Annotated in this window: 15 protein-coding genes; 7 read left to right on the top strand and 8 right to left on the bottom strand. The window is 70.6% G+C overall.

Going from position 1 to position 14,951, the window contains the following annotated elements; all coding sequences use genetic code 11:
- Positions 1–91: 91 nt before the first annotated feature.
- Complete coding sequence (locus tag ABZ721_RS14630) at positions 92–1,048, bottom strand: universal stress protein (protein WP_358788977.1); 957 nt, start codon at positions 1,046–1,048, stop codon at positions 92–94.
- Between the two features lie 495 nt (positions 1,049–1,543).
- On the opposite strand from ABZ721_RS14630, the gene ABZ721_RS14625 reads away from it, so the two are divergent.
- Positions 1,544–2,413, top strand: a complete 870-nt coding sequence (locus tag ABZ721_RS14625; RefSeq protein WP_358788976.1) for a universal stress protein — start codon at positions 1,544–1,546, stop codon at positions 2,411–2,413.
- A gap of 477 nt (positions 2,414–2,890) precedes the next feature.
- Here ABZ721_RS14625 and ABZ721_RS14620 read toward each other — a convergent pair whose 3' ends face one another.
- The 4 genes from ABZ721_RS14620 to ABZ721_RS14605 form a co-directional block, all read right to left on the bottom strand.
- Complete coding sequence (locus tag ABZ721_RS14620; RefSeq protein ID WP_358788975.1) at positions 2,891–4,576, bottom strand: serine/threonine-protein kinase; 1,686 nt, start codon at positions 4,574–4,576, stop codon at positions 2,891–2,893.
- A 98-nt stretch (positions 4,577–4,674) separates the two neighbouring features.
- Entirely contained in the window at positions 4,675–4,818 is a 144-nt protein-coding gene (locus ABZ721_RS14615; protein ID WP_358788974.1) for a hypothetical protein, read from the bottom strand.
- 590 nt (positions 4,819–5,408) lie between these two features.
- On the bottom strand, positions 5,409–6,254 hold the full coding sequence (locus tag ABZ721_RS14610) for a PaaX family transcriptional regulator C-terminal domain-containing protein (protein WP_358789081.1): 846 nt from the start codon (positions 6,252–6,254) through the stop codon (positions 5,409–5,411).
- Between the two features lie 35 nt (positions 6,255–6,289).
- The gene (locus tag ABZ721_RS14605) at positions 6,290–6,925 is read right to left on the bottom strand and encodes a GNAT family N-acetyltransferase (protein ID WP_317872945.1); all 636 of its coding nucleotides are present in this window, start codon (positions 6,923–6,925) and stop codon (positions 6,290–6,292) included.
- Positions 6,926–7,038: 113 nt separating this feature from the next.
- Here ABZ721_RS14605 and ABZ721_RS14600 point away from each other — a divergent pair, with 113 nt between their 5' ends.
- The 4 genes from ABZ721_RS14600 (at position 7,039) to ABZ721_RS14585 (ending at position 11,545) form a co-directional block, all read left to right on the top strand.
- Positions 7,039–8,241: an alpha/beta hydrolase gene (locus tag ABZ721_RS14600; RefSeq protein ID WP_358788973.1), complete on the top strand. Its 1,203-nt coding sequence runs from the start codon at positions 7,039–7,041 to the stop codon at positions 8,239–8,241.
- Positions 8,238–8,651 carry a hypothetical protein gene (locus tag ABZ721_RS14595; RefSeq protein ID WP_358788972.1) on the top strand — a complete coding sequence of 138 codons (414 nt, stop codon included), beginning with the start codon at positions 8,238–8,240 and terminating at the stop codon, positions 8,649–8,651. The genes ABZ721_RS14600 and ABZ721_RS14595 overlap by 4 nt, the downstream gene beginning before the upstream one ends.
- A gap of 396 nt (positions 8,652–9,047) precedes the next feature.
- The gene (locus ABZ721_RS14590; RefSeq protein ID WP_358788971.1) at positions 9,048–10,256 is read left to right on the top strand and encodes a hypothetical protein; all 1,209 of its coding nucleotides are present in this window, start codon (positions 9,048–9,050) and stop codon (positions 10,254–10,256) included.
- A gap of 1,163 nt (positions 10,257–11,419) precedes the next feature.
- Positions 11,420–11,545 (top strand): hypothetical protein, encoded by a 126-nt coding sequence (locus ABZ721_RS14585; protein ID WP_358788970.1) that lies wholly within the window; start codon positions 11,420–11,422, stop codon positions 11,543–11,545.
- 224 nt (positions 11,546–11,769) lie between these two features.
- Here the strand turns inward: ABZ721_RS14585 and ABZ721_RS14580 are convergent, their stop codons facing one another.
- Together ABZ721_RS14580 and ABZ721_RS14575 are read right to left on the bottom strand one after the other, a co-directional pair.
- Positions 11,770–12,141 carry a hypothetical protein gene (locus ABZ721_RS14580; protein WP_358788969.1) on the bottom strand — a complete coding sequence of 124 codons (372 nt, stop codon included), beginning with the start codon at positions 12,139–12,141 and terminating at the stop codon, positions 11,770–11,772.
- The gene (locus tag ABZ721_RS14575) at positions 12,138–12,806 is read right to left on the bottom strand and encodes a TetR/AcrR family transcriptional regulator (RefSeq protein WP_358788968.1); all 669 of its coding nucleotides are present in this window, start codon (positions 12,804–12,806) and stop codon (positions 12,138–12,140) included. The genes ABZ721_RS14580 and ABZ721_RS14575 overlap by 4 nt, the downstream gene beginning before the upstream one ends.
- Positions 12,807–12,877: 71 nt before the next feature.
- On the opposite strand from ABZ721_RS14575, the gene ABZ721_RS14570 reads away from it, so the two are divergent.
- Entirely contained in the window at positions 12,878–13,540 is a 663-nt protein-coding gene (locus tag ABZ721_RS14570; protein ID WP_358788967.1) for a class I SAM-dependent methyltransferase, read from the top strand.
- A 469-nt stretch (positions 13,541–14,009) separates the two neighbouring features.
- On the opposite strand, the gene ABZ721_RS14565 is transcribed toward ABZ721_RS14570, so the two are convergent.
- Positions 14,010–14,390: a helix-turn-helix domain-containing protein gene (locus ABZ721_RS14565; RefSeq protein WP_358788966.1), complete on the bottom strand. Its 381-nt coding sequence runs from the start codon at positions 14,388–14,390 to the stop codon at positions 14,010–14,012.
- Between the two features lie 134 nt (positions 14,391–14,524).
- Here ABZ721_RS14565 and ABZ721_RS14560 point away from each other — a divergent pair, with 134 nt between their 5' ends.
- On the top strand, positions 14,525–14,932 hold the full coding sequence (locus ABZ721_RS14560) for a RidA family protein (protein WP_358788965.1): 408 nt from the start codon (positions 14,525–14,527) through the stop codon (positions 14,930–14,932).
- Positions 14,933–14,951: the final 19 nt, after the last annotated feature.

Raw genomic sequence — 14,951 nt, 5'->3', positions numbered from 1 at the left:
CTACCAGGCCCGCGCAGCCACGCTGTTCTGCCGGTCCCGCCTCCTGGCGGGACCGGGCGTAGCAGGTCTCGACCGCATCCGACCCGCGCAGCTACGTGTACGGCACCACGGCGACCGGGGCAGCGCAGTGGTGCAACATGGCCAGCGCCGTGGGACCCAGGCGCCAGCCCGACGGTAGGCGGCTGGCGCGCCGCCCGACAATCAGCAGCGAGGCACCGTGGGCGGCCTCCAGGAGCCCCTCCACCGGTCCTTCGGGTACGGCCTCTTCCACCACGGCGACCTCCGGGAACTTCTCTTTCCACGGGCGCAGCATTTCGGTGAGGTCCTGGCTCCGGGTCCGAGGCGGTGCCGGCGTGCTGGGCTCGAGGCCAGGAGCGCGCTCACCCGGCTGGGGGCGCGATGACGCTGCACGGCCGTTGATCACGTGCAGCGTCGCGGCGCGTGCGAGCGCGGTCGCGAAGGCGAATTCGAGAAGGTCCTCGCACGCTCGTGCGAGGTCGAGTCCGAGCACCACATCGCGGACCCGGGCGGCCTTCGACCCGGTTCCGGGGGCGGCCGCCGGCTGTTCGATCTCCCTGCTCCGACCGGCGCGGGTGACGATCACCGGGCGTTCGGCGCAAGCGGCCGTGGCCAACGCGGCCGACCCGATCCGGAAGCCCGCCAGGCCAGGGACTTTGTGCGACCCCAGCACAAGGAGTTCCGCTTCTTCCGCCACGACCGGCAGCACCGCGCCGGGTTGGCCACCCATCTGGTCGGTGACGACCTTCAGCGACGGATACGCCCCTCGAAGCCGGACCGCTGCCTCCCGGGTGATCTGCTGAGCCCGTCGGCGTCTGGCGCCCCGCTCCGCCGGTGCCTCCGCACGACGTGGTTGCCAGTTCCACACATGGACCAGCCGTACGGGCAGATCTTTTCGTAACGCTTCACGCGCTGCCCAGTGAGCGCTGGCCATGCTGGCAGCGGAACCGTCCAGCCCGACGGCGATAGCGGTAGACACGGGTTGCCTCCAACACAGGGATGCGAAGAACGTGATGTCCTGCAGCGTCATGCCGCCGGCCCGCCCGGGACAGGGGCCGCACGTCCCCGGACGGGGCCGATCGGCCCGCCTGGGCGCAGGGCTCAGCACTCGCCGGACCCTCGGATCTCCGCGAGATGCTTACGGGGGCGAGGCCGGGACGGCACCGGATCCTGGCCCTGGTGTGGACGCACCGCGCAAGACCGGATCGTGTGCCACTCCGCCGGGATGGGGCACTGCGGCGCGGATGCGATCCGGGAGCAGCCCCCTGCCCCGGATCTTCCGGGGCAGGAGGCAGGCCGCCGGTCTCAGGGCAGTGGAGTCGAGCGTCCCGGCTGCCGTGATCGCAGCCCACGCGAAGGAACGTTCTGAACGTGCGGAGCCCGCCGGAGCCGCTCGGGCCGCACAGCGGGACCGACCGGCCCTATCGTGTTCGGCACACCCCGTGTGGACTGGCAAAAGGTGCGTTCCGCACCCGTCTACCGGACCGTGCGGTCGTTGCGCGCAGGGCCGGGATCGGCTTGAGGTGTGGAGGAGATCATGAGCATCGCGTGCGTGGTGGCGGCGGTGGACGGCTCGCCGGAGAGTGTGCGCGCCGTGGACTGGGCGGTGGACGACGCCAACCGTCGGGGCGTGCCGCTGAGGCTGGTGCACGCGTGCGTATGGGAGCGCTTCGAGCAGGAAACCGAGGACGACGCCGAACTCGTGCCCGAGCGCAAGGCCATCCAGGAGATCCTGGACTCTGCTGGTGAGCGGGCTGTCGAGCGCAGCCCCGGCATAGCGGTGGATACCGAACTGCTCGCCGGCGAGGATGTGTCCGCTCTGCTGGGTTTGCAGCGCTACTCCCCGCTGCTGGTGATGGGGACCCGTGGCCGCGGCGGATTCCCCGGGCTGCTGCTCGGCTCGGTGAGCCTGCACGTGGCCGCTCGAGCCGCGTACCCCGTCGTGGTGGTTCGCGACGAACGCGCGCCGACCGCCGAGACCGGGCCCAGCCGGGTGGTCCTTGGGGTGGGCGCCCACGCTATGGCAGCAGCGGCCGAGTTCGCGGTCGACGAAGCGGTGGCTGGGCGCGCCGAGCTGGAACTCGTACATGCCTGGCTCCCCGAGGTGGACCTGTCGGGAATGTCGGTGGTGATGGACGCCGGCGCGGCGGCAGACCGCGCCCAGACCCTGCTGGGTGCCGTGCCGCTTCCCGGGACGGCCACCGGCGGTCTGCGGGTGCGGCGCCGTGCCGTGCAGGGCAGGGCTGCCGCCAGTCTGCTGCGGGCAGCCGCCGGCGCCGACCTCCTCGTGCTGGGCGCGCGCAGGCACGATCATCCCGGCCTTCAGCTCGGCTCGGTGAACCATGCCCTGCTGCACCACGCCCCCTGCCCGGTGGCAGTGGTGCCCACCGCTTGAGCCCATCGGACGACCGACGGTGTGCAGGGGCCGGGGGCCGGATGATTGGTGTGACCGGCCCAAAGCTCGGCAGCGCCTGCGCAGGGGGCTCACGCAGTGCGCGCGTCCTCACCGGCTGTCCAGCGCGCGACTCCCCCGTGAGGTGATGGTTCGCGGTTCACGCGATCGATCACTCAGTTCCGGACTGAGCCGCGAAGCCATCAGCGGCGCGCGGTGGCCTCAGGACCTGGTCCCACCGAGATGCGCACCCGCACCCGGCGTATCCACCAGGCCAAGGGCGGGCTGGACCTGCTGAGCGTGAACGGCTGGGGCGATCTCCTGGCGTAGGGGAAGCCCCAGGTCGCCGCCGGGGCGCCGATCTCGCATTCGCCCTCCATCGCGGTCGTCTCCACCGCGATGGAGGAATCACCACCGGTTGAAGTCCAGGGCCGCGCCCCCTCCCTTACGGCTGCCAGGACGTCACCTCGTTGGGGTCTCTTACCCGCCGCCGTGCCGGGCCAGGGCCTCGGTCAGCGCTATGCGCTGCTGGCCCGTCATGGGCCCGAGGACGCAGATGGGGACCTTCCCCTGCTCGCGGATGGTGATCGTCGACTCGGGATGAGGCCATCCGGCGGGAGGTAGCTTGCGCGGCCGACCGGCACTGGAGACGAGCTGGACGTGGACGCCGGTGAAGCGATAGGGCGACGTACCGTCGATTTCCTCGATGCTGACGCTCCGGATCTGATCCCAGGCGAACTCGCGTCGTCCGTGGACGCCGGCGGTCACGATCGAGTGCGGACCAACCTGCAGGGTCCATGCCGCATGCTGTGGAAGCGCCCGCGCCTCTTTGGCGTGCTTCCGCGAGCCCAAAACCGCCTCGATGAGGCAGCCGACCGCGATGAGCACAAGGAAGGGCCACAGGAAGCGGATGACCTGCCACACACCGGCCTCGGACCCCGTGTGCTGGAGGGACAAGGAGGTACCGGCCACCGCCACCGGCGACCACAGAGCGGTCCAGAACCAGTAGGAGTGCTTGTCCGCGTCGCGGCGGACCGCGTAGGTCGTCGGCGCTTCCGTGCCCGTCCAGGACATCTGGAACGGGCGGGCCGCACGGGATGACGGTCGCGTGTGCGCTGCCGCCGGAGCCGATCGTGGCGAGGGCTGAGGAACGATGCTCCGCTGCGCGCTCTGGAGGGGCGTCGACCGCTGGGTGACCACCGCCTGCATCACACCGGCCACCTGGGCCAGCACCACCGCACGGGATGCGGCCGGGCTCCCCCCAGCGCCGAATTCCCCGCCCCCTCCGGCAGACCTCAGGTCCACGGTTGCGGCCGTAACGCCCTCGCGGGCGGCCAGTTCCGCCCGCAGGCGGCCCAGCCGCTCCTGCGTCTGAGCCGCCGACGAGGGGCGTCGTGCCGGATCACGGGCCAGCAGTTCGGCGACGAGCGTGGTCAACGCAGGGGGCAGGTGCGGGCGAAGGGAGTCCACCCGGGGTGCGTCCTCGTCCAGCTTGCGGCGCAGGACCGCCATGACATGGTGACCGGTGAACGGCGGGCGGCCGACGAGCAGGGCGAAGAGCACGCTGCCGAGTGCGTACAGGTCCGAGCGTTCGTCCCCGCGTTCGGTGAGGAACTGCTCCGGCGCGCCGTACTCGACGGTGCCGGCCGGCGACAGTTGGGAGGAACGCGCCAGAGCGAAGGCGGTCTGAACGAATCCGGCGATCCCGAAGTCGACGACCTTCACCTGCCCGTCGGGGGTGAGCATCACGTTGTGCGGCTTGATGTCGTAGTGGATGACGCCTGCCCGGTGCGCGGCTATCAGGGCCGCGCAGATGTCCTGGGCGATGGTCACCGCACGGGAGGGGTCCATCGGGCTCTCGTCGCTGATGTGTTCCGCGAGGGTGGCCCCCTCGACCTTCTCCATGACCAGGAAGAGGACGTCCTCGTGAACCCCGCGGTCGTAGAGGGCGACGACATTCGCATGGCTGATCTGCGCGGCGGCCACCGCCTCCCGCTCGAACCGCCAAGCCAGCTCCTGGAAGGCCGCGTTGTCCGGGACGAGCACCTTGATCGCTACGTCGCGTTGCAAGCTGCGGTCCCGTCCGGCCCACACCTCGCCCATCCCCCCGCGGCCGAGCCGCTTGACCAGCTCATACCGACCCGCGATCGTCTCGCCTCGTTCCACGCGCCCACCCCCCGTTGATGCTGCATGCCAGTCCTGCGGAACCAGGATACGAAGGGTGCGCTGAGAGATCAGGTCAACTCGACCAGCGGACAGGGCCTTTACAGATGGGGCTCCTGGTGCTGTCCAGAAAAGCGTCGCGAGCCGCTATCGTGCGACAGGCGTTCCACGACCCTCCCCTCGATCGCCTGCCGGTCGTACGCGACGGTGTTGGTCACCGTCACGGTCGCCGCCTCGGCCAGCACGTGAAGGCGCACCTGCACTGATCCACACCCGTACGACAGCGCAGCGCAACGTGGCACCCCCGCGACCACACCCGGCCACAGGTCGAGGGTCAACTCGGCGGTCGAGCGTCGGTCGACGTGACCGGCCCGCCCCCCACGAGATCAGCAGGCGCCGCACGGGGGAACGATCCTCCCTTACGCGAGCGCCGGCACCCGGCGGTGCTCCTGCGGGCGACCGAGCATGTAGGGTCTCAGATTTCGCGGCACAATCTCATCTCCGATGGCACATCGATGGCACTTATGTCGCCGTTGTGAGACTCGCCGGTCGGGGCGTTCACCCTTTCGGGTGAGTGGGTTCCGGCTCGTACCGCGCGTTGAAGTTCCGCTGACACCTCGGCTGAACCGTGAGACAGCGAGAAAAGCCTCAGTTCACAGCATCGCCCCTGGGCACCCGGCCCTGCCCGTCGCCAGATGTAGGCGTACACCCGAACATCACCGGTCGGTACGAATCAAAGTGCACAACCTTGATCTGACGCCTGTCCGTCCGCAAGGGCAGGCGCCCTCGCGGTACCTTCGCCCATCAGGCACGACCTGCGCCGTCCGTTCCGTCTTCAGTGCGTGGCCTGGTCTGCTGCTTCTCGGGTGATGTCGGTGTAGTGGCGGAAGAGAGTCGGGCGGGCTTCGCCCTGGTCACGTTCGTGCAGGGCCGCCCAGCACTGGGCGATGAGCTCCCGGGCCTGGGTGCCGGGCCAGGGCTGGGGCAGGAGCTGAGGCGGCAGCAGCGGGTCGGGCTCTATGGTGCGGGTGAGTTCGGCGGCCAGCTCGACAGCGATGGTGAGGAGTGCGGATGGGGAGAGTTCGGCAGGGCCGGTGAGCTGGGCGAGGCGGGGCTGGGCGATGCGGCTGAGGCGGTGGTAGCGGTCGGCGATCTCCTGCAGGGGCCATAGACGGCGGGCGAGTTCGGCAGGCTCTTGGATGTCGCCCCTGCGCAGGTCCGTCGTGGTGAGGAGGGTGAGCGCGCCGTGGGTGCCGAGGCGGTGGGCGGCTTCTTCGACGTACGGTTCCCATGTGTTGGCGCAGACGTACAGTCCGCCCTGGAGCGGGGCGCCACCGAGGTGGACGAGCGTCTCGCGCAGGGTGTCCCGGGCGGTGCGCGCCGATTCGGGCACCGCGAAGGCGGCCAGGTGCCAGACGCCGTCCCAGGGCGCGAGCCCGGCGTCCTGCTGGAATGCGTGCCGCAGGAAGTCCGCGTTGGGGGCGAGGGCACGCGTGGTGTCCGTGGTCGCGTGCAGCTCCGCCTTGCGGCCTCGGCCCTCGTAGGTGAATCGGCCTTCGGCCACGAGGCGTTTGATGCACAGCCGTACCTGCTGGTCGCTCATGCCCAGGGTGTTGGCGACGGTGTACAGCTCGTCCGCGTCGACGGTGCCGTCCTCGCGGATCAGCGCGTGGACGAGCATGCGGGTGGGGACCTCGACGTGGTCGGTCTCGGCGCTCACAGTTCTCTCACTCCTTTTGTTCCGACCGGGCGGTGCATGGTGGTCACCGCGCCGAATCCGAGCAGTCCGCGCAGGTAGGGCGTGTGCTCGGTCCGTACGGCCGTGAAGCCGCGCCGCTCGTACAGGGCCCTGGCGCGCGGGTTGGTGTCGATCACGTCCAGTCTGATCTCCCGGCAGTCCTGCTCCGCCGCGACGGCGGCTACTTCCTCGATGAGCAGGCTCCCGACGCCCCGGCCGCGCATGTCCGGATCCACGGCGATGCCGTCCATGACGAGCTGTCCGGGGGCCGGGTGACGTTCGAACAGGGCGAGGAGCAGGAGTCGGTGCAGTCCTCGCAGGTGTCCGTATGCGCGCAGTACGGCGCAGGCCGATCCTCCGGTGAGGGCCCGCCCGTCGTGCTGGTAGCCGGCGAGGCCGACGAGCTGCCCGTCCAGGAGTGCGCAGACCGCGCGATCGGCGTTCAGGTGGGCGGCGATAAAGGGCACCGCCTTGCCCGGCGGGTTCAGGGCGGGACCGAGTTTGCGGCCGAAGGCGTCCCAGTACAGCTCGGCCGCCCGCCGCTCGGCTCCGGCCGGAACGCCCCGCCGCACTGTCACCGGTCCAGTGCCGGTGCCTGTCACGTCCAGTCCCATGCCGTGCCCCTTTTCTCGCTGCAACCCTCACCTAAAACTACCATCCTCATGACGATCGTGCTCGATGTGATAGTTTTAGTTGTGCCCAGACCCGACCAAAGGGGACAGATCTCATGTGTCCAAAGATCCGACCCGGACGGCGCGGACTCCGCATCGCCGTGTGGTCGCTCGCCACGGCCCTGGTCGTGACCGCCGGCCTCGTCGGTGTGGTGCTATGGCAGAACTCCTACGACATGGACGAGCAGCGGGTCACGATCCGCCACGGCGGCCACACCCTCAACGGCGTACTGGCCATCCCCAGGGACGGCCGCAAGCACCACGGCCTGGTCGTGTACGTCCACGGCGACGGCCCCGTCGACGCCACCCACGACGACGGTTACAAGCCCATGTGGGAGGCGAACGCCAAGGCCGGGTACGCCTCCCTGTCCTGGGACAAGCCCGGCGTCGCGGGTGCACCCGGCGACTGGCTCGACCAGTCCATGGACGACCGGGCCAACGAGGCAGCCGCCGCCATCGCCTGGGCCCGCGCCCGCCCGGACATCGACGGCGACCGGATCGGGCTCTGGGGCGCCAGCCAGGCGGGCTGGGTCCTGCCGAAGATCGCCGCCAAGACGCCCGTGAGCTTCGTCATCGCCGTCTCGCCCGCCATCAACTGGCTCCAGCAGGGCCGCTACAACCTCCTCGCCGAGCTGCGCGCCGACGGCGCATCAGCAGCCCGCACCAAGGCGGAGGTCGCCAAGAGCGACACCACCCTCCGGCTGCTGGAACGCCAGGCGACCTTCGAGGAGTACGTCAAGGCGATGGGCGGCGACGCGGACGGCATGACCGCCGACCGCTGGGGCTTCATCTCCAAGAACTACACCGCGGACGCCACGCAAGACCTCCGCGCCCTGCGCGGCGTACCGGTGCTGCTGACCCTCGCAGGCCATGACATCAACGTGGACACCGCCGACACGGAGCGCATCTACCACAAGGTGCTGGACGCAGGTGGCGCATTGACGGTCAAGCATTACCCGGACGCGACCCACTCACTGCTCAAGCAGTCCATTGAGCAGTCGGACCTCAAGATCACGCTCACCGCGCTCTTCTCCCCCCACTCGCTCTTCGCGGACGGATTCCTGGACAGCCAGCGGCAGTTCCTCAAGGAACTCGGCCGAGGCAGCCATGCCACTGCCGCAAGCTCGGCCCGCGTGGTGCACGTTCACGTGTACCACCCGGTGCACTTTGACTTTGACGCGAACGCCGACAACAGATCGCATCCTGGCTCCGCTGACCTCTCGGCCCCGCTGAGGCTTCTTGGGATCATCTCGACATGACTCCGCCCCTTCCCCGCAGCGTCCGAGCCGTCGACACCGCTCAGCTCTTGGACCTGGCCCAGGAGGCCGCTATGCACGGCTTCAGCCAGCGCCTCCCGGTCGATTGGCTCCAAGAGCACCTCGCCGCGGAGGCGACGCACTACCTGTTCCCTACGCTCGTGCAGCGGCTCACGCACCGTCCCAAGGTGCCGCTGCAGTGGAGGTGCCAGCAACTGCTGACCGTCCGGACCGGGGAACAGATCTGGGGTCTGCTCGATGTCCTTCCCGGCACCTTCGACAAGATCCCGGAGACCTTGGACACGGCGTCCAAGAAGGACATCGTCAGGCGCATAGAGCATGCCGTGACCGTGCGCGAGTGGTCGGAGCGGACGGCTCCTGATGTCGGTCCTGAAGAAATGCCGCGGACCTGAGACACGGGCACCCGGACACGGGTTGAGACAGCGCAGAAACTCGCTGGTCAAGACTGTTCTCTATGACACGAGCCGCGAGATCCTACAGAGCAGCCGGCGCCCCGCGCTCGGCCACGGGCCCGCCCCGCAGAAGGACCAGCGGGCCGACCCCGTCGGCAGGCCGACGCGGACCGCCCCACCCGCTACCGGGCCCCGGCGCGGGGACGACGGCAGGCGTACCCCGCAGCCTCCGGCAGCCGGTCTTCACTGGGGGCGTGCGCGCAGTGCACCGTCCATCGTGCGTGATCGTGCCCCGCTCCGATCGAGCGGCTGCGACGCACTACCCTCAACCGGGCCGCATGTGAGGACCGTCTCCACCAGGAGCGCTGCACTGCGTGCGGATCAGGAGACGCGAGAGTGACAAACAGCGTGGACGCCGCAGTGCTGCTGTCGGTCCTGCTGGGGGCCGCGACAGCCGGCCGCCTCCGGGCCGGCGGGCCCGCCGGAGCCCGGGCCGGGGGCCGAGGCGTCACGCCGTTCACCGCGCTGCTGGGCGTGACCGCGCTGCTCTACCTGAACCAGGTGCTCTTCACGGTCTACATCCTGGACGTGCACGGCGGCGATCCGTCCTTCGTCGCCCAGTATCTGCCCACCGGCTGGTTCCACCTCGCCGATGACACCCCGGTCCTGCGGTGGCTCGCCGCCCACTTCCCCGCGCCCTTCCTCCTCGCGCCCTCCGTCCTGCGGGTACAGGCCTTCCTGGAGCTGCCGTTCGTGCTGCTGGCCTTCGCGACGGCACTGCGCTGGCTGGACGCCACCTTGTACCGACGAGTCTTCCGCTCGGCCCTGCTGCCGCTCGCCGCCGTCGCATACACCGGCGTGTTCTGCATCGTCGAATGGGATCTGCGCAATCCCTACACCGTCCAGGACATCGTCGTCCGGGCCTGCTCGGCCGTCATCACTCCGCTGCTCCTGGCGGCCCTGGCGGCCCGAGATCCGGCAGCACCCGACAACCCCGGGCCGCTGTCCGCCGTCCGCCTGCTCGTGTTCATCGGCTCGCTCGGGGCGCTGGGTGTCCTGGTCCTGGTCGTGTACGACACGGCGCTGCTCTACAACCTGGGCCGGCTGGGTGCCCGAACCCCGCTGGCCGCCGGTGCCGTGGCCACGCTGGCCCTGCTACGTCTCGCCGCCGCCCGCCGGCCGGTCGGGCCGACCGCCGGCCTGGCGGTGACCTTCATCGGCCACGCACTGCGCCGTTGGCTGGTGCTGTTCTTCGTCCCGGCCCTCACCATCCGCTACGGGGTGACCTTCGGTACGCCCGCCCTCGCGGCGGGCGCCGCCGTGCTCCTTGCCGGGACTGCGGCCGGATGGGCTCTACGCGACACGCTGTCCGCGGCACGCGAAGCCCACGCCTGGCGGCCGGCACTCGTGCTACCGGTCCAGCTCGGCGGCGCCGTGCTCGCGGGGGCTGCGGCGGCTTACGCCGCTGCCCACGGCACCACGGCTGCGTACTACGAAGTCCCCTTGCTGCAGGCCGCGTCGGCCTTCCTCGGGACGGCGGTGGCTGTGTGCGTCGGCACCGACCGGGCCGTCGCTCGGGTGCGGCGTGCTGCGACAGAGCGGTGAACCACCGCCGCGCCCGGGGATTGCGCGGGAGGAACCGGGCGATCGCGTACCGCACGTCGGGGCTCGGCAGAGCCGACAACTGCACGATCCCGGACGGCCCATTCCCGCGGGGGCGGGGACGGGTACGCACGAGCGGGAGCGACTGGTGGCTCCGGCCGGATCAGCGGCAACAGCTTCAGACGCGCCATCGAACGCGCCCATCTGGGGACCGGCGGACGCCGCAACGGTATACCGCCACATCCGGCAGTTCCGCGCTCACGCCGCCCCAGCAGGTCCCGGAACAAACCGCGCCATGCTCTCACCCTCTTTATCTCCGGACATAAAGGGTTGGTTACGATTCAACCATTCCCTCCGGTGCCGAAACGGCCGTTCCTAGGATGTGCCTTCTCTGACAGCTTCAGGTGGGGGTAACCGATGCGCAGCGCGGATTCAGACAGCGACAGAGACGTCAACGGCGGCATATCCGATCGCACTTTCCGACGCGGACGGCGTCGGGAAGCCCTCCGGCGGGCGCTGGTCGCCATGGTGGTCGCGGGAGCTGCCGTCGCCTGCGGTCCTGTCGCCGACAACACGCACGCCACGGCGCCCACCTCGACCGCTGTTGCCGCGGCCCCCACCACGGCCGCCGCGCCCCCGGCGCCGTCCGCCACCAGCGCTCCCCCCACCACAGCCGCGCCCTCCCCGTCGACCACCCCCGCCGCGACCCCCGTCGCCAAGACGCCGACCGCCGCCCCGACGACCCGGCACACGACCAAGGCCACCCCGCGGCCTACAACCAACCCCCCGAAGACGACAAAACCCGCGCCCGCCGCATGTGAGATCGTTTCCAACGCAGGGAATTGCTACAACGCGGGCCAATTCTGCCGCAAGGCCGACATCGGCAGCTCCACGCACGCCGGAAACGGGCGCATGATCTATTGCCGCCAGGACGGCAGCCGGGGGCGTTGGGGATACTGAGCCGGAATCCAGAAGTCTCGTCCGTGGCGCAGTGATGGGGTCTGCTGTGGGGTGGGCGGTAACAGGGGACCCGCCGGGTGCGCGATCGACGTGCCGACAACGTCCCCCACCGGCGAGGTGGTGGTCCGTGAGCGCGCGCCTGCGGTAATCACCCCTGCCTCCTCCGACGCGACGTGCGCGGGCCATGGCACGTCGCGATCCAGGCGGTGACGGTGCTGCCGGCGTTGCAGGGTCTGCCACCTGCGCAGATCGCCATCCTGCTGGAGCAGGACTCAGCGAGCCGGCGCCGATGGATCATCCGGTTCACCACCGAAGGTGCGGCCGGTGGCTGACCATCCGCGTCGGAACCCCGCTCCCGCGACCGGGACGGTGCCGCGCCTGCGCCGCTCGCCCAACCACACCTGAATCGGCGCACGCGGTACCGGCGGGTGCGGCAGGTCGCGCTCTGGCGGCGGCCCCAACTCATCGCCCGCGGTGATCCCCGCCGGCCCGGGCCGGCCCTCCCTCTCCCCCGGGCGCGAGCGCGGCGCCCCCGCTCCGTCCCGGGGTCGCGTCCTCAGGCCGGGACGAAGACGCTCTCGTCGGCCCCGTCGAGGATGAATCCGTTGTCGAAGCGGACCCGCACGCTCACCCGCGGGCCCCGTTCCTGGAAGGCGGTCCAGGCGGGTTCCAGCGCGCCGATCTTCTCTTCGAGCTGCCGCTTGCTCTCCGGGGGCATCGCACCTCCGAAGGCGTCGAGCAGCGACTTGAGGCGCTCGTACTCACGCACGTCCTCGCTCTCGTCCTGGTGGCCGATCACCTGCTCGACGGTCCCGCCGGTGCCCGCCGCCAGGGACAAGAACCCGAGGACGACCCCTGCCACCTCACTGGCGTCGGTCAGCCGGGTGTCCGCGGCCAGCGCTACCCGCTGGCCTGCCTGCAGCGTCATCGGTTCCCCATCTCCCCGACGGCGGCGGCGCCGTCGGCGACGTGCGTGCGGTGCAAGAACGCCTCGACGAGGCGGTCGGTGAAGGCCTGGTCGACGGGTTCTGCCGTCACCAGGACGCGGTGGTAGATCGGTCCCACGAGTTGGTCGAGCTCGGCGGCCAGGTCGAGTCCGGCGGCGAGCTGGCGGCGTTCCACCGCGCGCTCAAGCGGGAGCAAGTCGCGGCGGCGTTGCTCGTCGAGGTAGCCCGAGCGCAGGGCGGCGGCGAACGCGGGATCGTGTTGGGCGTGCCCGATGAGGGCTGTGAAGACCGCGCCCGCGTCGGACCCGGTGAGGAACAGGGCCAGGTGGTGCAGGTGGGCGCGCAGGTCCGCGGCCAGGTTGCCGTGGTCCGGCGGGGTCAGGGCTTCGGCCGCGTCCTGGAGGAAGGCGTCCAGGAGGATGTCGGTCTTGGTCTTCCACCAGCGGTAGACGGTCTGCTTGGCGACGCCCGCCCGTGCGGCGATGCCCTCGATGGTGACGCCGGCGAAGCCCTTCTCGACCAAGAGGTCGTCGGCTGCCTCCAGCACGGCCTGCCGGGCCTGTTCACTGCGGCCGTGCCGGTTGCCGTGGTGGCGTGCCGCCGGTTCTGGCCCGGCCGCCGCGGCGGCCGTACTTCCTCGTGCCATGTCTGCCTCCTGGGGGCCAGCCTAGGCCAGAACCTCTAGACGCTACGCAACGGTGCGTCTAGTCTAGAGGTATGTCATCCACCAATACCCTCGAAGATCCCCGCGTCGCCACCGCCCTCGACCGGATGTTCCGCCAGGCCGAGCAGGACGAGGCGGCCAGCCGACGCATCCGGGCGGCGTCACCCCCTGGCTCCGCGCCCCTCACCCCGCAGGAGCAGGCCGACGCCAAAGCGGAGGTGTACATGCCCATCTCCGCCCAGGGCGGGCGCCTGCTGTACAACCTGATCCGGGCCGTCCGCCCCGCCACCGTCGTCGAGTTCGGCACCTCCTTCGGCATCTCCACGCTCCATCTCGCCGCCGCGGTGCGCGACAACGGGGCGGGGCGGGTGATCAGCACGGAACTGAGTGCCATCAAGGCCACGGCCGCCCGCCGCACGTTCACCGAGACGGGGTTGGACGACCTGATCACCGTCCTCGACGGCGATGCCCGCACGACCCTCGCCACCCTCACCGACCCCGCGGACTTCGTCCTCCTCGACGGCTGGAAGGACCTGTGCCTGCCCGTCCTGCACCTGCTCGAACCCCGCCTCGCCCCCGGCACCCTCGTCATCGCCGACGACGTCGACCTGGAAGACCTCGCGCCCTACCTCGACTACGTCCGCGACCCCCGCAACGGCTACCAGAGCGTCACCTTCCCCGTGGAGGACGGCATGGAGATCAGCTGCCGCCTCTAGACCCGGCCGGCGTCGTTCCGTTGCGCGTCTCGCCTGCGTCCTGGGGGGTGAACTCCGGGAGGCCCGGGGGCGCGACGCGTCGGCACTGCCTCCGCCCCGCCGACGTTGGTCGAGCCCCAACCGCCGATCGGCCCGCACCCCGAGCGGGGGCGGACGCCGGCTCCGTGCCGGGACCGACGAGGGCACCGCCGCAAGGATGCGCGGCGCGGCAAACCCCGGAGCAGATGAAGCAGCCCCCTGCAGCGCACCGCGGACCGTAGGCGCCGTCCGCGCGTCCCGGCCCCGACCGCCAGACAGGTCGGCGACAGCCCCCGCCCGCCCCCTCCCCCACACCGCCGGGTGGTAGGTGCGGCGGCGGTGATCGCGTGCCACCTCGCCCGCCGGCGCGCGGCCACGTCCGACCGCCGACCCGATCGCTGCCGCCCGTCCGACTGCCGGAGGGCGATGCACCGACGGCCCGGGACGCCCGTCAGGCGTCGAAGCGGCGGCGGGCGCTCTCGATGTGCCGGAGGTACCGCTGGGTCCAGTCACACATGCCGTCGATGGTCGCCTGCAGCGCCTGGCCCGACTCCGTGAGGGTGTAGTCAACGCGCGGGGGCACGACGGGGTGCACCGTGCGCTCCAGCAGGCCGTTGCGTTCCAGCATGCGCAGGTTCTGGGTGAGCATCTTGTGGCTGATGCCCTCGACCGCGTCGCGCAGTTCACTGAAGCGCCGGGTGCCCCCGCCGAGAGCCTCGATGATCAGCAACGCCCACTTGTTGGCGACGTCGGAGAAGATCTCCCGCGCCAGGGAGTCCGCGCGTCGAAGGTCTGTGTCCTCGGGCAGGCCGTTGAGCTGCTTGGTTCCCATCAGGTTCCCCCGTCACCAAAAAGTGCGTTCTTCCACGTCAGGCGCCACTCTCCTACAGTTCCCCAGTAACCACAAGAAACCGACAATGCCCGGGTCGAACGCACCGGGGCGCTCCTGACACGAAGGCGGGCAGCATGGCCATCACCCTGGTGAACCCCAACGGGTTGCCGCAGATCCCGGTGTACCGGCAGGTGGCGATCGCCACCGGCTCGCGGATGGTCTTCATCGCCGGGCAGGTCGCCTGGGACGCCGCCGGGGCCACGGTCGGCGCAGGCGACCTCGCCGCGCAGGTCGAGCGCGGCTACCTCAATGTCGGCATCGCCCTGGCGGAGGTCGGCGCGTCCTTCCACGACGTGGCGAAGCTGACCGTCTACGTCGTCGACTGGACCCCCGACAAGATGCCCCTGTTCCTGGAGGGCGTCGCGCGGGCCTCGGCGACCCTGGGGATCACCCCACTCGCACCGGGCACCCTGATCGGGGTGGCGGCCCTGGACGTACCGGAGCATCTGGTCGAGGTCGAAGCCATCGCGGTCCTCAACTGACCCCCTGCCACCATCCGCT

It is taken from the genome of Streptomyces sp. NPDC006733, assembly GCF_040636125.1.
In the GTDB taxonomy this organism is placed as follows: Bacteria; Actinomycetota; Actinomycetes; order Streptomycetales; family Streptomycetaceae; genus Actinacidiphila.
This window is presented reverse-complemented; position numbering and strand designations above follow the sequence as displayed.

Bases quoted from the DNA above. Each gene is read 5' to 3' on its own strand.
- ABZ721_RS14630 (WP_358788977.1), bottom strand. From the start codon at position 1,048: ATGACGCTGCAGGACATCACGTTCTTCGCATCCCTGTGTTGGAGGCAA.
- ABZ721_RS14610 (WP_358789081.1), bottom strand. From the start codon at position 6,254: ATGCTCGTCCACGCGCTGATCCGCGAGGACGGCACCGTCGACGCGGAC.
- ABZ721_RS14605 (WP_317872945.1), bottom strand. From the start codon at position 6,925: ATGGGACTGGACGTGACAGGCACCGGCACTGGACCGGTGACAGTGCGG.
- ABZ721_RS14600 (WP_358788973.1), top strand. From the start codon at position 7,039: ATGTGTCCAAAGATCCGACCCGGACGGCGCGGACTCCGCATCGCCGTG.
- ABZ721_RS14595 (WP_358788972.1), top strand. From the start codon at position 8,238: ATGACTCCGCCCCTTCCCCGCAGCGTCCGAGCCGTCGACACCGCTCAG.
- ABZ721_RS14580 (WP_358788969.1), bottom strand. From the start codon at position 12,141: ATGACGCTGCAGGCAGGCCAGCGGGTAGCGCTGGCCGCGGACACCCGG.
- ABZ721_RS14575 (WP_358788968.1), bottom strand. From the start codon at position 12,806: ATGGCACGAGGAAGTACGGCCGCCGCGGCGGCCGGGCCAGAACCGGCG.
- ABZ721_RS14570 (WP_358788967.1), top strand. From the start codon at position 12,878: ATGTCATCCACCAATACCCTCGAAGATCCCCGCGTCGCCACCGCCCTC.
- ABZ721_RS14565 (WP_358788966.1), bottom strand. From the start codon at position 14,390: ATGGGAACCAAGCAGCTCAACGGCCTGCCCGAGGACACAGACCTTCGA.
- ABZ721_RS14560 (WP_358788965.1), top strand. From the start codon at position 14,525: ATGGCCATCACCCTGGTGAACCCCAACGGGTTGCCGCAGATCCCGGTG.